Annotated in this window: 20 protein-coding genes; 16 read left to right on the top strand and 4 right to left on the bottom strand. The window is 59.2% G+C overall.

The genetic code is table 11. From position 1 onward, the window contains the following. Nucleotides 1-7: 7 nt before the first annotated feature. The gene (locus tag AACV31_RS16915; protein ID WP_255491380.1) at nt 8-133 is read right to left on the bottom strand and encodes a hypothetical protein; all 126 of its coding nucleotides are present in this window, start codon (nt 131-133) and stop codon (nt 8-10) included. Here AACV31_RS16915 and cysJ point away from each other — a divergent pair. From cysJ to cysH, 3 genes are all read left to right on the top strand, one after another. Beyond that, nucleotides 132-1,934, top strand: coding sequence for an NADPH-dependent assimilatory sulfite reductase flavoprotein subunit (gene cysJ / locus AACV31_RS16920; RefSeq protein WP_165156737.1), 1,803 nt, complete (start codon nt 132-134; stop codon nt 1,932-1,934). The genes AACV31_RS16915 and cysJ overlap by 2 nt on opposite strands. Continuing rightward, entirely contained in the window at nt 1,934-3,646 is a 1,713-nt protein-coding gene (cysI, locus tag AACV31_RS16925; RefSeq protein WP_041923873.1) for an assimilatory sulfite reductase (NADPH) hemoprotein subunit, read from the top strand. The genes cysJ and cysI overlap by 1 nt, the downstream gene beginning before the upstream one ends. 223 nt (nt 3,647-3,869) lie before the next feature. Further along, nucleotides 3,870-4,604 (top strand): phosphoadenosine phosphosulfate reductase, encoded by a 735-nt coding sequence (gene cysH / locus AACV31_RS16930; protein ID WP_075197911.1) that lies wholly within the window; start codon nt 3,870-3,872, stop codon nt 4,602-4,604. 28 nt (nt 4,605-4,632) lie between these two features. Here cysH and AACV31_RS16935 read toward each other — a convergent pair whose 3' ends face one another. Further along, entirely contained in the window at nt 4,633-5,622 is a 990-nt protein-coding gene (locus AACV31_RS16935) for an aminopeptidase (RefSeq protein WP_165156735.1), read from the bottom strand. 244 nt (nt 5,623-5,866) lie between these two features. Between AACV31_RS16935 and cysG the strand changes: the two genes are divergently transcribed. The 9 genes from cysG (at nt 5,867) to truD (ending at nt 13,344) form a co-directional block, all read left to right on the top strand. Continuing rightward, on the top strand, nt 5,867-7,282 hold the full coding sequence (gene cysG / locus AACV31_RS16940; protein WP_161589564.1) for a siroheme synthase CysG: 1,416 nt from the start codon (nt 5,867-5,869) through the stop codon (nt 7,280-7,282). A 9-nt stretch (nt 7,283-7,291) separates the two neighbouring features. Continuing rightward, a complete protein-coding gene (cysD, locus tag AACV31_RS16945) occupies nt 7,292-8,200 on the top strand; it encodes a sulfate adenylyltransferase subunit CysD (RefSeq protein WP_007763637.1) in 909 nt (302 codons plus the stop codon). Nucleotides 8,201-8,209: 9 nt separating this feature from the next. Continuing rightward, entirely contained in the window at nt 8,210-9,637 is a 1,428-nt protein-coding gene (cysN, locus tag AACV31_RS16950; protein WP_015742287.1) for a sulfate adenylyltransferase subunit CysN, read from the top strand. Continuing rightward, the gene (gene cysC / locus AACV31_RS16955) at nt 9,637-10,242 is read left to right on the top strand and encodes an adenylyl-sulfate kinase (RefSeq protein ID WP_007763635.1); all 606 of its coding nucleotides are present in this window, start codon (nt 9,637-9,639) and stop codon (nt 10,240-10,242) included. The genes cysN and cysC overlap by 1 nt, the downstream gene beginning before the upstream one ends. Nucleotides 10,243-10,291: 49 nt before the next feature. Further along, entirely contained in the window at nt 10,292-10,615 is a 324-nt protein-coding gene (locus AACV31_RS16960; protein ID WP_007763632.1) for a DUF3561 family protein, read from the top strand. 162 nt (nt 10,616-10,777) lie between these two features. Continuing rightward, on the top strand, nt 10,778-11,089 hold the full coding sequence (ftsB, locus tag AACV31_RS16965; protein WP_007663569.1) for a cell division protein FtsB: 312 nt from the start codon (nt 10,778-10,780) through the stop codon (nt 11,087-11,089). 19 nt (nt 11,090-11,108) lie between these two features. Further along, nucleotides 11,109-11,819, top strand: a complete 711-nt coding sequence (gene ispD, locus AACV31_RS16970; protein ID WP_165156733.1) for a 2-C-methyl-D-erythritol 4-phosphate cytidylyltransferase — start codon at nt 11,109-11,111, stop codon at nt 11,817-11,819. Then, nucleotides 11,819-12,298, top strand: a complete 480-nt coding sequence (gene ispF, locus AACV31_RS16975; RefSeq protein ID WP_007701242.1) for a 2-C-methyl-D-erythritol 2,4-cyclodiphosphate synthase — start codon at nt 11,819-11,821, stop codon at nt 12,296-12,298. Before ispD ends, ispF begins: the two co-directional genes overlap by 1 nt. Next, nucleotides 12,295-13,344 carry a tRNA pseudouridine(13) synthase TruD gene (gene truD, locus AACV31_RS16980; protein WP_165156731.1) on the top strand — a complete coding sequence of 350 codons (1,050 nt, stop codon included), beginning with the start codon at nt 12,295-12,297 and terminating at the stop codon, nt 13,342-13,344. The genes ispF and truD overlap by 4 nt, the downstream gene beginning before the upstream one ends. A 70-nt stretch (nt 13,345-13,414) precedes the next feature. Here truD and AACV31_RS16985 read toward each other — a convergent pair whose 3' ends face one another. Then, the gene (locus AACV31_RS16985; RefSeq protein ID WP_165156771.1) at nt 13,415-13,741 is read right to left on the bottom strand and encodes a DUF1493 family protein; all 327 of its coding nucleotides are present in this window, start codon (nt 13,739-13,741) and stop codon (nt 13,415-13,417) included. A 378-nt stretch (nt 13,742-14,119) separates the two neighbouring features. On the opposite strand from AACV31_RS16985, the gene surE reads away from it, so the two are divergent. Together surE and AACV31_RS16995 are read left to right on the top strand one after the other, a co-directional pair. Beyond that, on the top strand, nt 14,120-14,881 hold the full coding sequence (gene surE / locus AACV31_RS16990) for a 5'/3'-nucleotidase SurE (RefSeq protein WP_007763608.1): 762 nt from the start codon (nt 14,120-14,122) through the stop codon (nt 14,879-14,881). After that, nucleotides 14,875-15,501 carry a protein-L-isoaspartate(D-aspartate) O-methyltransferase gene (locus tag AACV31_RS16995; protein WP_007763606.1) on the top strand — a complete coding sequence of 209 codons (627 nt, stop codon included), beginning with the start codon at nt 14,875-14,877 and terminating at the stop codon, nt 15,499-15,501. The genes surE and AACV31_RS16995 overlap by 7 nt, the downstream gene beginning before the upstream one ends. A gap of 22 nt (nt 15,502-15,523) precedes the next feature. On the opposite strand, the gene AACV31_RS17000 is transcribed toward AACV31_RS16995, so the two are convergent. Then, nucleotides 15,524-15,775: a hypothetical protein gene (locus AACV31_RS17000; RefSeq protein WP_255491378.1), complete on the bottom strand. Its 252-nt coding sequence runs from the start codon at nt 15,773-15,775 to the stop codon at nt 15,524-15,526. Between AACV31_RS17000 and nlpD the strand changes: the two genes are divergently transcribed. Together nlpD and rpoS are read left to right on the top strand one after the other, a co-directional pair. Then, nucleotides 15,684-16,772, top strand: coding sequence for a murein hydrolase activator NlpD (gene nlpD / locus AACV31_RS17005; protein ID WP_255492130.1), 1,089 nt, complete (start codon nt 15,684-15,686; stop codon nt 16,770-16,772). The genes AACV31_RS17000 and nlpD overlap by 92 nt on opposite strands. Before the next feature lie 59 nt (nt 16,773-16,831). After that, nucleotides 16,832-17,824: an RNA polymerase sigma factor RpoS gene (gene rpoS / locus AACV31_RS17010; protein WP_007663544.1), complete on the top strand. Its 993-nt coding sequence runs from the start codon at nt 16,832-16,834 to the stop codon at nt 17,822-17,824. The last annotated feature ends 4 nt before the right edge of the window (nt 17,825-17,828 follow it).

Raw genomic sequence — 17,828 nt, forward strand, 5'->3', positions numbered from 1 at the left:
AAACTGGTTAGTCCATTTGGTTATTTATTATTTCCATCCCTTCTTTAATTGTTATTCTTGCCGCCGTTACCCTTACTTTCTCTTCTGTTTTTGCAATAAAAAACAGCTTTTCTACTGGAACATAACGACGCATGACGACTCAGGCCCCACCGAACGCTTTGCTCCCGCTCAGCCCGGAGCAGCTGGCTCGCCTTCAGACGGCGACTCATGATTTCACCCCCACGCAGCTCGCCTGGCTTTCGGGCTACTTCTGGGGAATGGTAAACCAACAGCCAGGTGCGGCGGTGGTGCAAACGCCTGCGGCGCCTGCGTCGGTCATTACGCTGATTTCCGCTTCCCAGACCGGCAACGCGCGCCGCGTGGCGGAAGCGCTGCGCGACGATCTGCTGGCGGCGCAGCTCAATGTGAATCTGGTTAACGCGGGCGACTATAAATTCAAACAAATTGCCCAGGAAAAACTGCTGGTCGTCGTGGCCTCTACCCAGGGCGAAGGCGATCCGCCGGAAGAAGCCGTCGCGCTGCACAAATTCCTGCTGTCGAAAAAAGCGCCGAAGCTTGACGGCACGGCGTTCGCGGTCTTTGGTCTTGGCGATACCTCATATGAGCGCTTCTGCCAGGCCGGTAAAGATTTCGATACCCGCCTTGCGGAGCTGGGCGCCGAGCGCCTGCTGGATCGCGTGGATGCGGATGTCGAATATCAGGCGGCCGCGCAGGCGTGGCGCCAGCGCGTGGTTGACGTACTGAAAGCGCGCGTGCCGAAAGAGGCGCCGTCCCAGGCGGCGATCACCGCCAGCGGTGCGGTTAATCTGGTCGATTCCACGCCTTACACCAAAGAAGCGCCGCTCACCGCCACGCTCTCGGTAAACCAGAAAATCACCGGGCGTCATTCACAAAAAGATGTGCGCCATATTGAAATCGATCTTGGCGATGCGGGCCTGCGCTATCAGCCGGGCGACGCGCTCGGCGTCTGGTATCAGAACGATCCGGCGCTGGTGCAGGAACTTCTTGAGCTGCTGTGGCTGAAAGGCGACGAGCCGGTCACCGTGGGCGAGAAAACGCTGCCGCTCAGTGAAGCGCTGCAATGGCACTTTGAGCTGACGGTGAACACCGCCGCTATCGTTGAGAACTACGCGACGCTAACCCGCAGCGAAACCCTACTGCCGCTGGTGGGCGATAAAGCGAAGCTGCAACACTATGCCGCCACGACGCCCATCGTCGATATGGCGCGCTTCGCGCCAGCCCAGCTTGACGCTGAACAGCTGATTGGCCTGCTGCGCCCCCTTACGCCGCGTCTTTACTCTATCGCCTCATCGCAGGCGGAAGCCGAAAACGAAGTGCATATCACCGTCGGCGTGGTGCGTTTTGATATCGAAGGCCGTCCGCGGGCGGGCGGGGCGTCAAGCTACCTTGCCGATCGTCTGGAAGAAGATGGCGAAGTGCGCGTATTCATTGAGCACAACGACAACTTCCGCCTGCCGGCAACGCCAGAAACGCCGGTCATTATGATTGGCCCGGGCACCGGCATCGCGCCGTTCCGCGCCTTTATGCAGCAGCGCGAAGCCGACGGCGCCACCGGTAAAAACTGGCTTTTCTTTGGCAACCCGCACTTTACGGAAGATTTCCTCTACCAGGTCGAATGGCAGCGCTATGTCAAAGAAGGGCTGTTAACCCGCATCGACCTTGCCTGGTCTCGCGATCAGGACCATAAAATTTACGTACAAGACAAAATCCGCGAGCAGGGCGCGGAGCTGTGGCGCTGGATCCAGGAAGGCGCGCACCTTTATGTCTGCGGCGACGCCAATCGCATGGCGAAAGATGTCGAGCAGGCGTTACTGGAAGTGATTGCGGCTTACGGCGGGATGGATGCCGAAGCGGCGGATGAATATTTAAGTGAGCTGCGCGTTGAGCGCCGTTACCAGCGAGACGTCTACTGATGAGCGAAAAATACCCAGGACCTTTGGTGGTCGAAGGAAAACTTTCCGATGCGGAACGCATGAAGCGTGAAAGTAACTTCCTGCGCGGCACCATTGCCGAAGATTTACATGACGGGCTGACCGGCGGGTTTAATGGCGACAACTTTCTGCTGATCCGCTTTCACGGCATGTATCAGCAGGATGACCGCGATATCCGCGCCGAGCGCGCGGCCCAGAAACTGGAGCCGCGTCACGCGATGATGCTGCGCTGCCGTCTGCCAGGCGGCATCATGACGCCGCAGCAGTGGCTCGCCATCGATAAGTTCGCCGAAGAAAACACGATTTACGGCAGCATTCGTCTGACCAACCGCCAGACGTTCCAGTATCACGGTCTGCTGAAGAAAAACGTCAAGCCGGCGCACCAGATGCTGCACTCGGTTGGCCTTGACGCGCTGGCGACCGCCAACGACATGAACCGTAACGTGCTCTGCACGTCAAACCCGGTCGAGTCGCAATTGCATGCCGAAGCCTACGAGTGGGCGAAGAAGCTCTCTGAGCATCTGCTGCCGCGCACCCGTGCCTACGCGGAGATCTGGCTCGATCAGGAAAAAGTGGCGACCACCGACGAAGAACCGATTCTCGGCGCGACTTATCTGCCGCGTAAGTTCAAAACCACCGTCGTGGTGCCGCCGCAAAACGATGTCGACCTGCACGCGAACGACATGAACTTCATCGCCATTGCGGAAAACGGCAAGCTGGTGGGCTTTAACCTGCTGGTGGGCGGCGGGCTCTCTATTGAGCACGGTAACAAGAAAACCTACGCGCGCACGGCGACCGAGTTTGGATACATTCCGCTGGAGCATACGCTGGCGGTGGCCGAAGCGGTGGTAACGACCCAGCGCGACTGGGGCAACCGTACCGATCGTAAAAATGCCAAAACCAAATATACGCTGGAGCGCGTCGGGCCTGACGTCTTTAAAGCGGAAGTGGAGCGCCGCGCAGGCGTCACCTTTGAGCCGGTTCGTCCGTATGAATTTACCGGTCGCGGCGATCGCATCGGCTGGGTGAAAGGCATCGATGATAAATGGCATCTGACGCTGTTTATCGAAAACGGCCGTATTCTCGATTTCCCGGACAAGCCGCTGAAAACCGGGCTGAAAGAGATAGCCAGGATCCATAAAGGCGATTTCCGCCTGACCGCCAACCAGAACCTGATCGTGGCGGGCGTGCCGGAAGGCGACAAAGCGAAGATTGAACAGATTGCCCGCGCCCACGGCCTGATGGCGGGCGTGACGCCGCAACGCGAAAACTCGATGGCATGCGTCTCCTTCCCGACCTGCCCGCTGGCGATGGCCGAGGCGGAGCGCTTCCTGCCGCAGTTTATCGATAAAGTCGACGGGATCATGGCGAAGCATGGCCTGGCGGAAGAGCACATTGTGCTGCGCGTGACCGGCTGCCCGAACGGCTGCGGCCGCGCGATGCTGGCGGAGCTGGGCCTTGTGGGCAAAGCGCCGGGGCGTTACAACCTGCATCTGGGCGGCAACCGCATCGGTACGCGTATTCCGCGGATGTATCGTGAGAACATTACCGAATCGGAGATCCTCGATAATATCGACGAGCTGGTCGGCCGCTGGGCGCAGGAGCGCGAGCCGGGCGAAGGGTTTGGCGATTTCACGGTGCGCGCCGGGATTATCCGTCCGGTGCTCGATCCGGCGCGGGATTTCTGGGAATAAGCGGTTAGGGTGGTGGGCGGTAACGGTGGATGCGCTGCGCTTATCCACCCTACAACGAGCTGCCTTTCCGTAGGGCGGGTAAGCGCAGCGCACCCGCTAACGCCCAACGGTTAACATTTCGTAGGGCGGGTAAGCGCAGCGCACCCGCCGACGCGCGAAGGGTTCGCCATTGCCTGGCGCGTCACCGCCGCACCGGTATCACATTCATGCAAGCGAGGTTCACATGTCCGTACTCGATCTACATGCGCTGAACGCACTGGAAAAAGAGGCCCGCGCCGACGCGCTCGCCGACACCAACGCGCAGCTTGAGGCGTTAAGCGCCGAAGCCCGCGTCAGCTGGGCGCTGGAAAACCTGCCGGGCGAGTTTGTGCTCTCCTCAAGTTTCGGCATTCAGGCGGCGGTCTGCCTGCATCTGGTCACGCAGCAGCGCCCGGATATTCCGGTGATCCTCACCGATACCGGCTATCTCTTCCCGGAAACCTACCGCTTTATCGACGAGCTCACCGAAAAGCTCAACCTGAACCTGAAAATCTACCGCGCCGAACAAAGCCCGGCCTGGCAGGAAGCGCGCTACGGCAAGCTGTGGGAGCAGGGCGTTGAGGGGATTGAGAAATACAACGACATCAATAAAGTCGAGCCGATGAACCGCGCGCTGAAAGAACTTAACGCGCAAACCTGGTTTGCGGGGCTGCGCCGCGATCAGTCCGGCAGCCGCGCGAATCTGCCGGTACTGGGCGTGCAGCGCGGCGTCTTTAAAATCCTGCCGATTATCGACTGGGACAACCGCACGGTCTATCAGTACCTCCAGAAGCATGGGCTGAAATACCATCCGCTGTGGGACGAAGGCTATCTCTCGGTGGGTGATACCCATACCACCCGCAAATGGGAGCCCGGCATGGCGGAAGAAGAGACCCGATTCTTCGGTCTTAAACGCGAGTGCGGCCTGCACGAAGGCTAATAAAAAGCGCGCCCGGAGGCGCGCTTTTTTACTTCTCCGCTTTCGCCAGCGTTTTCACCAGCGGCAGCAGTACGCGCATTACGTCGCGACAGCGCTTATCGATGCGCCCTGGCAGCGTCTGATCCAGATATTGCAGATTATCCTCGCGGGCATTGTGCGCCACGGGCGCGAGCGCGTGGCGGCCGCGATGGCGGGCAGCGTCATTGACGGCGGAAACCGACAGTACCGGAATGCCTGCTTTATCAAACGCGGCGGCGTCATTATCCGCAGGCAACTCGCTGCTGGCCGCCACCGGAATGCCAAAGCGCCGCGCGAGCTTCAGCGCGCTGTCGCGTGTGAGCTGGCGCACCGCGGCAGGCGTGCTTTTACCGCTGGTAAACGCGAGTTTGTCGCCCGCCACCAGATGGCTGAGATTAATCACCAGCAGCGTCTGTTTTTTCTCTATCGCGCTCATGCGTTTAAGCAGATTCTCCGCCCCCATGCCGCCTTCTTCCTCGCCGCTGGTGGCGATAAAGCGCACGCCGTAGCGCGTCGGCACATCTTTCAGGCGCTCCGCCAGCTCCAGCATCACGCCGACGCCCGCCGCGTTATCATCCACGCCCTGTAGCGTCAGCCCGCCGAGATTGTTATCGACATCCGCGTCGCTCTGGGGCGCATACGTGTCCAGATGCGCCATGATGACGATCTGCTGCGGCGATGCGCCCTCGTGGGCCGCAATCACGGTGCTGCCGGTCACGTTCTGCCAGTTAGTGCGATGATTCCCTGCGGTATAGATATAGCGGCTGTGAAACGCGCGGATATCGCTCTGGTACCCGAGGCGCACGAACTGCTGGCGCAGATAGTCTGCGGCGAGCATCTCTGAAGGCGTGCCGGTCATGCGGCCAGGAAATAACGTCGCGATGTGACGGGTTTGCTCGCTGGCGATAGCGCCGGGGTGAAGCGTTTGCGAGAAAGCGGGCAGGGTGAAGCATACGCTCAGCGCCAGGCTCAGGGTGCCGCGGCGCAATGCGGAAAACATAGAACGTCCTTACTCAAAAAAGCGCGATCAAATCGTGGTGCTTAGTATGAAACTGTGACGACGGTTACACAATTTGATTTACCGTTAAACGCCCGAAATTTCACGGCTTAAGCACTTTTTGGTATTTGCATTTCTGCGCCCTTATTCCTTTGTGGAACTATAAATGCCAATTCGTAATTTCATCTGCGATCGGCCTCCCCCTATAGTCCCCTCTGGTCCCCTGTTGTTAGCGAGTTGTATCGCCGTGGAATATCTCCCGTTATTTGCTCAACTGAAACAACGCCCGGTGCTGGTCGTCGGCGGCGGCGAAGTGGCGCTGCGTAAAATCGCGCTGCTGCGTCGCGCGGGCGCCTGCGTCTCTGTCGTGGCGAAAAAACTGCATCCGGAGCTGGCGGCGCTGGAGCAGGAAGGCGCGCTGCGCTGGCTGGCCCCGTCGTTTGAGCCTGCGCAGCTCGACGCGGTGTTTCTGGTTATCGCGGCGACCAACGACGCGGCGCTCAACCGCCGGGTCTTTGATGAGGCTAACGCCCGTCAGCGCCTGGTCAACGTGGTGGACGATCAGCCGCTGTGCTCGTTTATTTTCCCGTCGATAGTCGACCGCTCGCCGCTTATCGTCGCTATCTCCTCCAGCGGCAACGCGCCGGTGCTGGCGCGATTGCTGCGCGAGAAAATCGAATCTCTGCTTCCTGCAAGCCTCGGACGGATGGCCGAGGTCGCGGGCGGTTTTCGCGATCGTATTAAAGCGCGTATTCCCACGACCGACGGACGCCGTCGCTTCTGGGAAAAAGCCTTTCGCGGCCGCTTTGCGAGTCTGATGGCCGCAGGCGACACCCGCGCCGCCGAAGCGGTGCTGGAGGCCGAACTGGACGCGCCGCAAGGCCCGCAGGGTGAAATCATTCTGGTGGGCGCGGGCCCCGGCGACGCCGGGCTATTGACGCTGCGCGGTTTGCAGGTGATGCAGCAGGCGGATGTCGTGCTTTACGACCATCTGGTGAGCGACGGCGTGCTGGATCTGGTGCGTCGCGACGCCGACCGCATCTGTGTGGGGAAACGCGCGGGCGCGCACGCGGTGGCGCAGCATGAGACCAACCAGATGCTGATTGATTTCGCCCGCGAGGGCAAAACCGTGGTGCGCCTGAAAGGCGGCGATCCGTTTATTTTCGGGCGCGGCGGCGAAGAACTGGAAGCGGCCAAAGCCGCGGGCGTGCCGTTTCAGGTGGTGCCCGGCGTCACGGCGGCCAGCGGCGCCACGGCCTACGCAGGCATTCCGCTGACCCACCGTGATTACGCCCAGAGCGCGGTGTTCGTCACCGGCCACTATAAACCGGACAGCGAGCCGTTCGACTGGGCGCTGCTCGCGAAAAGCCGTCAGACGCTCGCCATCTATATGGGCACCATGAAAGCGGCGGAGATAAGCCAGCAGCTTATCGCGCACGGCCGTGACGCTACGACGCCGGTCGCGGTGATAAGCCGCGGCACGCGCGAGGACCAGCGCGTGCTGACCGGCACGCTCGACGCCCTTAGTACGCTTGCGAAAGACGCGCCCATGCCCGCGCTGCTCGTTGTGGGCGAAGTGGTGCAGCTCCACCAGCAGCTCGCCTGGTTTCAACATTCAACCGACGCGGAAGCGATTCGTTCTTCCGTGGTGAATCTGGCTTAAGGAAAGGTTATGGATCAAAAACGACTCACTCACCTGCGGCAACTGGAGGCGGAAAGCATCCATATCATTCGTGAAGTGGCTGCGGAATTCGCCAACCCGGTGATGATGTACTCCATCGGCAAAGACTCCAGCGTCATGCTGCATCTGGCGCGCAAGGCGTTTTACCCCGGCACGCTGCCGTTCCCGCTGCTGCATGTGGATACCGGCTGGAAATTTCGTGAAATGTACGAATTCCGTGACCGTACCGCCAAAGCCTACGGCTGCGAACTGCTGGTGCACAAAAACCCGGAAGGCGTGGCGATGGGCATTAACCCGTTCGTCCACGGGAGCGCCAAGCACACCGACATTATGAAAACCGAAGGGCTGAAGCAGGCGCTGAACAAATACGGTTTTGACGCGGCCTTCGGCGGCGCGCGTCGCGATGAAGAGAAATCGCGCGCGAAAGAGCGTATCTACTCCTTCCGCGACCGCTTCCACCGCTGGGACCCGAAAAACCAGCGCCCGGAGCTGTGGCACAACTACAACGGCCAGATCAACAAAGGCGAAAGCATTCGCGTCTTCCCGCTCTCCAACTGGACGGAGCTGGATATCTGGCAGTACATCTACCTGGAAAATATCGAGATCGTTCCGCTGTATCTGGCCGCCGAGCGTCCGGTGCTGGAGCGCGACGGCATGCTGATGATGATCGATGACGATCGCATCGATTTACAGCCGGGCGAAGAGATCACACCGCGCATGGTGCGCTTCCGTACCCTGGGCTGCTGGCCGCTGACCGGTGCGGTGGAATCGAACGCGCAGACGCTGCCGGAGATTATCGAAGAGATGCTGGTTTCGACCACCAGCGAGCGCCAGGGGCGCGTTATCGACCGCGACCAGGCAGGCTCAATGGAGCTTAAAAAACGTCAGGGTTATTTCTAAGGAGCCGCCATGAACACCACTATCGCACAACAGATCGCCAACGAAGGCGGCGTGGAAGCCTATCTGCACGCCCAGCAGCACAAGAGCCTGCTGCGCTTTCTGACCTGCGGCAGCGTGGATGACGGGAAAAGCACCCTGATTGGCCGCCTGCTCCACGATACCCGCCAGATTTATGAAGATCAGCTCTCTTCCCTGCACAATGACAGCAAACGTCATGGCACCCAGGGCGAGAAGCTGGATCTCGCGCTGCTGGTGGACGGCTTACAGGCCGAGCGCGAGCAGGGCATTACCATCGACGTGGCGTACCGTTATTTCTCCACGGAAAAACGTAAATTTATTATCGCCGACACGCCAGGGCATGAGCAGTACACCCGTAACATGGCGACTGGCGCTTCGACCTGCGATCTGGCGATCCTGCTGATGGACGCCCGTAAAGGCGTGCTGGATCAGACCCGCCGCCACAGCTTTATCTCGACGCTGCTGGGCATCAAGCATCTGGTAGTAGCCGTCAACAAAATGGATCTGGTGGATTTCAGCGAAGAGACGTTTGAGCGCATTCGCCAGGATTACCTGACGTTCGCGGGCCAGCTGCCGGGCAATCTGGATATCCGCTTTGTGCCGCTGTCGGCGCTGGAAGGCGATAACGTGGCGGTGCAGAGCCAGAATATGCCGTGGTATACCGGCCCGACGCTGCTGGAAGTGCTGGAGAATATTGAGATCCAGCGCGTGGTCGATGAACAGCCGCTGCGTTTCCCGGTGCAGTATGTTAACCGCCCGAATCTCGATTTCCGCGGTTACGCGGGCACCGTCGCGGGCGGCGTGGTGAAAGTGGGCCAGCGCGTGAAGGCGCTGCCATCCGGCGTGGAATCGAGCGTGGCGCGCATCGTCACCTTCGATGGCGATTTAGAGGAAGCGGGCGCGGGCGAAGCTGTCACGCTGGTGCTGAAAGATGAAATCGACATCAGCCGCGGCGACCTGCTGGTGGACGCCACCCAGACGCTGGCGGCGGTACAAAGCGCCGCGGTGGACGTGGTCTGGATGGCTGAACAGCCGCTGGTGCCGGGCCAAAGCTACGACATTAAAATCGCCGGGAAGAAAACCCGCGCGCGCGTGGACAACATCCAGTATCAGGTCGATATCAACAACCTGACCCAGCGCGTGGTGGAAAACCTACCGCTCAACGGCATCGGCCTTGTGGATCTGACCTTCGACGAGCCGCTGAACCTGGATAAATACCAGGAGAACCCGGTGACCGGAGGGCTTATCTTTATCGATCGTCTCTCTAACGTGACGGTCGGCGCGGGCATGGTGCGCGAGCCGCAACAGAATGTGTATCAGGAGCCTTCCGCGTTCAGCGCGTTTGAGCTGGAGCTGAATCAGCTGGTTCGCCGTCACTTCCCGCACTGGGGCGCGCGCGATCTGCTGGGAGGCAAATAATGGCGCAGCATGACGAAAACGTCGTCTGGCACGCCCACCCGGTGACCGCGGCGCAGCGCGAGCAGCTCCACGGCCATCGCGGCGCGGTGCTGTGGTTTACGGGGCTTTCGGGCTCCGGAAAATCCACCGTCGCGGGGGCGCTGGAAGAGGCGCTGCATCAGCTTGGCGTGAGCACTTACCTGCTTGATGGCGACAACGTGCGCCACGGCCTGTGCAGCGATCTGGGCTTTAGCGATGACGATCGTAAAGAGAACATCCGCCGCGTCGGCGAGGTGGCGAAACTGATGGTGGACGCGGGCCTGGTCGTGCTGACCGCGTTTATCTCGCCGCACCGCGCCGAGCGTCAGATGGTACGCGATCAACTGGGTGAAGGGCGCTTTATCGAGGTGTTTGTCGATACGCCGCTGGCGGTGTGCGAAGCGCGCGATCCGAAAGGGCTGTATAAAAAAGCCCGCGCGGGCGAACTGCGTAACTTTACCGGTATTGATGCCGTGTATGAGGCACCAAAGACGCCGGAAATTCATCTCGACGGCCAACAATTGGTAACAAATTTGATGGCGCAATTATTAGACCTGCTGCGTCGCGAAGATATCATCAAATCCTGAGACCGCGCCGGGAGACCCTTTCCCGGCCCGTCATGTCACAGGATAAGCGATGCGGAATACCACGAATATGATTGTCACCCAGGCGGATAACGCGCCTGCCGTCGAAGAACCCACCTGGGCCTGGCCTGGCGCCGTGGTGGGCTTTATTTCGTGGCTGCTGGCGCTTGGCGCGCCGTTTATGCTTTACGGCTCTAACACGCTTTTTTTTATGCTCTACACCTGGCCGTTTTTTCTGGCGCTGATGCCGGTGGCCGTGCTGGTCGGCGTGGCGGTCTTTTCGCTGCTTGAGCGCCGTCTGGTCTACAGTACGCTTGCCACGCTGATAAGCGTCGGGCTGATGTTCGGGCTGCTCTTTCTCTGGCTGGTGAGCTAACCTTCCGCGATTTTCACGCTCTCTCAACAGGCGCATACGCATCGGCGCGCTTTCTGTGGTACATTCTGCCGCTGTTTAATTTCTTAACCTGCACGTCGTAGCAAGCCGGGTAGAGTCCGGCGGGAAGTTATGGGATGATGAAGCCGTTTTTCAGGGGGCAGAATGGGTAAACTAACGCTGCTATTGCTGGCTTTGCTGGTCTGGCTACAGTATTCGCTGTGGTTTGGAAAAAACGGCATCCACGACTATTCCCGCGTAGCTGACGACGTGGCGGTACAGCAGGCCACGAACGCCAAACTCAAAGCGCGTAACGATCAGCTTTTCGCCGAAATTGACGATCTCAACGGCGGTCAGGAAGCTATCGAAGAGCGCGCGCGCAACGAATTAAGCATGACCAAACCGGGCGAAACCTTCTATCGTCTGGTGCCGGACGCCGCTAAGCGCGCCGGTGGGCCTGCGCAAAATAATCGATAACCAGAAGCGGGTTTTACACATGGCGCCTTCCTTTGCGGACGTGATTGCCGTGGTGCCGGCGGCCGGAATCGGCAGCCGTATGCAGACGGAATGTCCCAAACAATACCTCACCATCGGGAACCAGACGATTCTCGAACACGCGGTCGCCCCGCTGTTGCAGCATCCGCGCATCAGCCGGGTGATTATCGCAATAAGCCCCGCCGACACCACCTTCGCCCGGCTGCCGCTCGCGGCCCATCCGGATATTCAGGTGGTGCGCGGAGGCGCGCAGCGGGCCGACTCCGTACTGGCCGGGCTTCAGGCCGCGGGCGACGCGCGCTGGGCGCTGGTGCATGACGCCGCGCGTCCGTGTCTTGGCGCCCAGGATCTCGAACGCCTGCTGGCCCTGACGGAAACCAGCCAGGTGGGCGGCATTCTCGCGTCGCCTGCCTGCGACACCATGAAGCGCGCGGAGCCGGGCAGACATACCATCGCGCATACGGTCGATCGCGAAAATCTCTGGCACGCGCTCACCCCGCAGCTGTTCCCGCTGGAATTGCTGCGCGACTGCCTGACGCGCGCGCTCACCGAAGGCGCGACCATTACCGACGAAGCTTCGGCGCTGGAGCATTGCGGTTTCCACCCGGAGCTGGTCGCCGGTCGCGCGGACAATATTAAAGTCACCCGCCCTGAGGATCTGGCTCTGGCGGCGTTTTATCTTACCCGGTTAACCCCTATGGAGACGGCATAATGCGTATCGGACATGGTTTTGATGTACACGCTTTTGGTGGCACAGGCCCGATTATTCTTGGCGGCGTCCGTATTCCTTATGAGCAAGGTCTGCTGGCGCACTCCGACGGCGACGTGGCGCTGCATGCGCTGACCGACGCGCTGCTTGGCGCCGCGGCGCTGGGCGATATCGGCAAACTGTTCCCGGATACCGATCCGGCCTTTAAAGGCGCTGACAGCCGCGAGCTGCTGCGCGAAGCCTGGCGTCGTATCCAGGCGAAGGGCTACACGCTTGGCAACGTCGATGTCACCATCATCGCCCAGGCGCCGAAAATGGCCCCGCACATTCCCCAGATGCGCGTGTTTATCGCCGAAGATCTGGGCTGCCATATGGAGCAGGTGAATGTGAAAGCGACCACCACGGAAAAACTCGGTTTTACCGGGCGCGGCGAAGGCATCGCCTGCGAGGCGGTGGCGCTGCTGATGAAGGCTGGCGCATGAGTGATTTCAACACGCTGCGCTGGCTGCACGGCCAGCCGCAAGGGCAGGGGCGTCTGAAGGCCAGCCCGGGCGATTTTCAGGTGGTCGAGGATTTAGGCTTCGCGCCGGACGGCGACGGCGAACACCTGCTGGTGCGCATTCGCAAAACCGGCTGCAACACCCGCTTTGTGGCGGATGCGCTGGCGAAGTTTCTCGGCATCGCGGCGCGTGAGGTCAGCTTCGCGGGGCAGAAAGATAAACACGCGGTAACGGAGCAGTGGCTGTGCGCGCGCCTGCCGGGCAAAGAGATGCCCGCGATGCGCGCGTTTACGCTGGAGGGCTGCGAAGTGCTGGAGTTCGCCCGCCATCGTCGCAAGCTGCGCCTGGGCGCGCTGAAAGGCAACCGCTTCTCGCTGGTGCTGCGCGATATCACGCACCGCGATGACATCGAACAGCGCCTGAGCCTGATTGGCGAGAAGGGCGTGCCGAACTATTTCGGCCCACAGCGTTTCGGGATTGGCGGCAGCAATATTTACCAGGCGAAACGCTGGGCGCAAACCGGCCAGCCGCCGCGCGAGCGCAATAAACGCAGCTTCGCGCTCTCCGCCGCGCGCAGCCTGATGTTTAACACGCTGGTCAGCGAACGACTGCAACAGCCGGATTTCAGTCAGGTGATGGACGGCGACGCGCTGCAACTCGCCGGGCGCGGCAGCTGGTTTGTCGCCACTCCTGAGGAGCTTGCTGATTTACAGGCCCGTGTGGATAACGGCGAGCTGCTCATCACCGCCGCGCTGCCCGGCAGCGGCGACTGGGGCACCCAGCGCGCGGCGCTGGCGTTTGAGCAGGCGACGCTTGAAAGCGAAACCGAGTTGCTGACGCTGCTGACCCGTGAAAAGGTCGAGGCCGCCAGACGCGCCATATTACTGTTTCCGCGTGAGATGCGCTGGCAGTGGCAGGATAATGCGACGCTTGAGGTGAGCTTCTGGCTGCCCGCTGGCAGCTTCGCCACCAGCGTTATCAGAGAGCTTTTCAATACCTCAGACGATGTCGCGGATATCAGCGAGTAACAGGCGATTGCGCTTACGCTTTCGCGACGCATAAAAAAACCGCCCCAGGGCGGTTTTTTTGTCTCCATGCTCAGTCAAACAGCCATCGACCGGCTTTAGCGGATTGCGCAAACATGCGTACGGTCAACGGTTTCGCCGTCTGCACGACAGGTTTACGGGTGAACCATCGACGAAAGAACCACGGTTTTTCCCACGGAAAGTAGCGATCCCAGTTCATTGCTGACATATCGACATGAAAATGTTGATCGTACTGATTAATGGCTGCCAGCAGATCGTCAGGCTCCGCATATTCCTGCAATGCATCATCGAGTTCGAGAGGGATGCTGTTAAGCCTGAGATCGGCAAGCGTGGGCAATGTCTTACGAAAGAAAGCCAGCACGTCGTGGTTGCCCTTCATCATGTCATCCTCCCTGTGGCTTATCCCGAAAAAGTATAGGGACCCGGGTATAGCGCTTACAACGCCGCAACAGGAAGATCGGATAAACACACGCTCAAACTCTCTCTTCCCTGAGCATGGCCAGTTTGGCTTTCCTGGCAAAAATGAACTAATAACTGATGACGCGCAGCGCGGGACATTATCGCTTCTGCTCATGTAACAACATGATATTGCGAAAATCGACCCTACCGGACAGCGGCATCGCGCGTTAGAATGCCAGCGAGCGGCTATCCGGCCTTCTGCCTGAATCAGCTTCAGCGCAGATAAAACAGAAAAAGCAGAACGAGATTTAAGGAATTACGCTTCCATGTTTAACACCAGGAAAGGATCACGCGCGTTATGCGGATATTGCTGAGTAATGATGATGGGATCCACGCGCCGGGTATTCAGGCGCTGGCGAAAGCGCTGCGTGAATTCGCTGAGGTTCAGGTGGTGGCTCCCGACCGCAATCGTAGCGGCGCGTCTAACTCCTTAACGCTGGAATCTTCGCTTCGCACGTTCACTTACCCCAACGGCGACATCGCGGTACAGATGGGCACGCCGACCGACTGCGTATTCCTCGGCGTTAACGCGCTGATGCGCCCGCGCCCCGATGTCGTGGTTTCCGGCATTAACGCCGGGCCGAATCTTGGCGATGACGTGATCTATTCCGGCACGGTGGCGGCGGCGATGGAAGGCCGTCATCTGGGGCTGCCGGCGCTGGCGGTGTCACTCAACGGCCACCAGCATTACGAGACCGCCGCTGCCGTGACCTGCACGCTGTTACGCGCGCTCGCCCGCGAGCCGCTGCGCACCGGGCGCATTCTCAATATCAACGTGCCCGATCTGCCGCTTGAGGAAATCAAAGGCATTCGCGTCACCCGCTGCGGCAGCCGTCATCCGGCGGATAAAGTCATTCCGCAGGACGATCCGCGCGGCAATACGCTCTACTGGATAGGCCCGCCGGGCGATAAGCTCGATGCCGGTCCGGATACCGATTTCGCTGCGGTGGACGAAGGTTATGTCTCCGTCACGCCGCTGCATGTCGATTTAACCGCGCACAGCGCGCAGGATGTGGTGACCCGCTGGTTATCCAGCGCCGGAGTGAACGGGCAATGGTAAACAATCGTGTTCAGACCCTTCTGAATCAACTGCGTGCTCAGGGCATCAAAGATGAACGCGTGCTTGAGGCTCTTTCGCGCGTGCCGCGTGAAAAGTTTGTCGATGAAGCGTTTGAGCACAAAGCCTGGGAGAACGTGGCGCTGCCTATCGGTTCCGGGCAAACTATTTCTCAGCCTTATATGGTGGCGCGGATGACGGAGCTTTTGACGCTCACGCCCGCCTCACGTGTGCTGGAAATCGGCACCGGCTCTGGCTACCAGACGGCGATTCTGGCCCATCTGGTGCATCACGTCTGCTCCGTCGAGCGCATTAAAAGCCTGCAATGGCACGCCAGACGGCGTTTGAAGCAGCTCGATCTGCACAATATTTCTACCCGCCACGGTGATGGCTGGCAGGGCTGGCAAGCGCGCGCGCCATTTGACGCTATTATTGTGACTGCCGCTCCGCCTGAAATCCCGACAGCCTTACTGTCGCAGCTGGACGAGGGCGGCATTCTGGTTCTTCCCGTGGGCGACGAACAGCAGGTGTTAAAGCGCGTTCGTCGGCGGGGGAGCGAGTTTATTATCGACACCGTAGAAGCCGTGCGCTTTGTTCCTCTGGTGAAAGGGGAGCTGGCGTAAACCAGGAATTTTTCCTGAGTTTTTAGCGCGTTTTTGGCGTATGGTGAGCAAAAATCGCGTCGGCCAGGCGCCGACCAGAGCGGTTGTCATCGTATTTATTAGAGAAGTAAACCATTCCAGGGGGATAAATGAGCGCGGGAAGCCCAACCTTCACAGCACGCCGTGTCGCGGCGCTGTCACTGATTTCGCTTTGTCTGGCGGCATGTAATTCAAATAACTCCTCCGCACCGGCGCCCGTCAGTTCCGTTGGCGGCAGCGCAAACACCAGCAGCACAGGGGCCAGTTCCGGCGCAGGCGGCGGGATGATCATGCCGCCATCGAATATCTCAACGCAGGCCAGCCAGCCGCAGATCCAGCCCGCGCCAGTTCAGCCGCAGATTAGCCAGCCGCGTCAGGCGCAGGCCATCCCCGATCAGCCCGTGCAGACCCAAAACGGCCGCATTGTTTACAATCGCAAGTATGGGAATATTCCGAAAGGCAGCTATACCGGCGGCAGCACCTATACCGTGAAACGCGGCGATACGCTGTTCTATATTGCCTGGATTACCGGGAACGATTTCCGCGATCTCGCCCAGCGTAACCATATCGAAGCCCCGTACGGCCTGAATGTCGGCCAGACCTTGCAGGTCGGGAACGCATCTGGTACGCCGATCACAGGCGGCAATGCAATTACGCAAGCTGATGCAAGCGCACAAGGAATAGTCTCAAAACCTGCGCAAAATACCAGCACAGTGGTTGCTTCAAAACCGACAATTATTTACTCTGAGGATTCAGGTGAACAGAGTGCTAACAAAATGTTGCCTGGGAATGTGAGCTCTGGGGCAGTCGTAGCTCCTTCCACAGCACCTGTTGTTAGCACACAAGAACCGACCGTAAGCAGCACGACCAATAGCGCACCTGTCGCTACCTGGCGCTGGCCGACCGAAGGCAACGTTATCGAGAACTTCTCCGCCGCTGAAGGGGGGAACAAAGGGATCGATATCGCAGGCAGCAAAGGGCAGTCAATCATCGCGACCGCAGATGGACGCGTTGTGTATGCAGGTAGTGCGCTTCGCGGTTACGGTAATCTTATTATCATCAAACACAACGATGATTACCTGAGTGCCTACGCCCATAACGACACAATGCTGGTCCGGGAACAACAAGAAGTTAAGGCGGGGCAAAAAATCGCTACCATGGGTAGCTCCGGAACCAGTTCAACACGCTTGCATTTTGAAATTCGTTACAAGGGGAAATCCGTAAACCCGCTGCGCTATTTGCCGCAGCGATAAATTGGCAGAGTGCGCTTCTTCAGGCGCTTTGCTCAGGGATCACGGGTAGGAGCCACCTTATGAATCAGAATACGCTGAAAGTTCATGACTTAAATGAAGACGCGGAATTTGATGAGAACGGAGTAGAGGCTTTTGACGAAAAAGCCTTGGTAGAAGAGGAACCCAGTGATAACGACCTGGCTGAAGAAGAGCTGCTGTCGCAGGGTTCAACACAGCGTGTATTAGATGCAACTCAGCTGTATCTGGGCGAGATTGGTTATTCACCTCTGCTAACTGCTGAAGAAGAAGTTTATTTTGCACGCCGCGCTCTGCGTGGTGATGTTGCCTCCCGCCGTCGCATGATCGAAAGTAACCTGCGTCTGGTGGTAAAGATTGCCCGTCGTTACAGCAATCGTGGTCTGGCGCTGCTGGATCTGATTGAAGAGGGCAACCTGGGGCTTATCCGCGCTGTTGAGAAATTTGACCCGGAACGCGGGTTCCGTTTCTCCACTTACGCAACCTGGTGGATTCGTCAGACCATCGAACGGGCAATCATGAACCAAACCCGTACGATTCGCCTGCCGATTCACATCGTGAAAGAGCTTAACGTCTATCTGCGTACCGCTCGTGAACTGTCCCACAAACTGGACCACGAACCGAGTGCGGAAGAGATTGCTGAACAGCTGGATAAACCAGTTGATGACGTTAGCCGTATGCTGCGCCTGAACGAGCGTATTACCTCTGTTGACACCCCGCTGGGTGGTGATTCAGAGAAAGCGCTGCTCGACATCCTGGCCGATGAAAAAGACAACGGTCCGGAAGACACCACGCAAGACGATGATATGAAACAGAGCATCGTCAAATGGCTGTTCGAACTGAACGCCAAACAGCGTGAAGTTCTGGCCCGTCGTTTCGGTCTGCTCGGTTACGAAGCGGCAACGCTTGAAGATGTCGGTCGTGAAATCGGCCTGACTCGTGAACGCGTTCGCCAGATTCAGGTTGAAGGCCTGCGCCGTCTGCGTGAAATTCTGCAGGGCCAGGGGCTGAACATCGAAGCGCTGTTCCGCGAATAATCAC

Origin of the sequence: Cronobacter sp. EKM101R (genome assembly GCF_963888145.1) — a bacterium.
In the GTDB taxonomy this organism is placed as follows: Bacteria; Pseudomonadota; Gammaproteobacteria; order Enterobacterales; family Enterobacteriaceae; genus Cronobacter; species Cronobacter turicensis.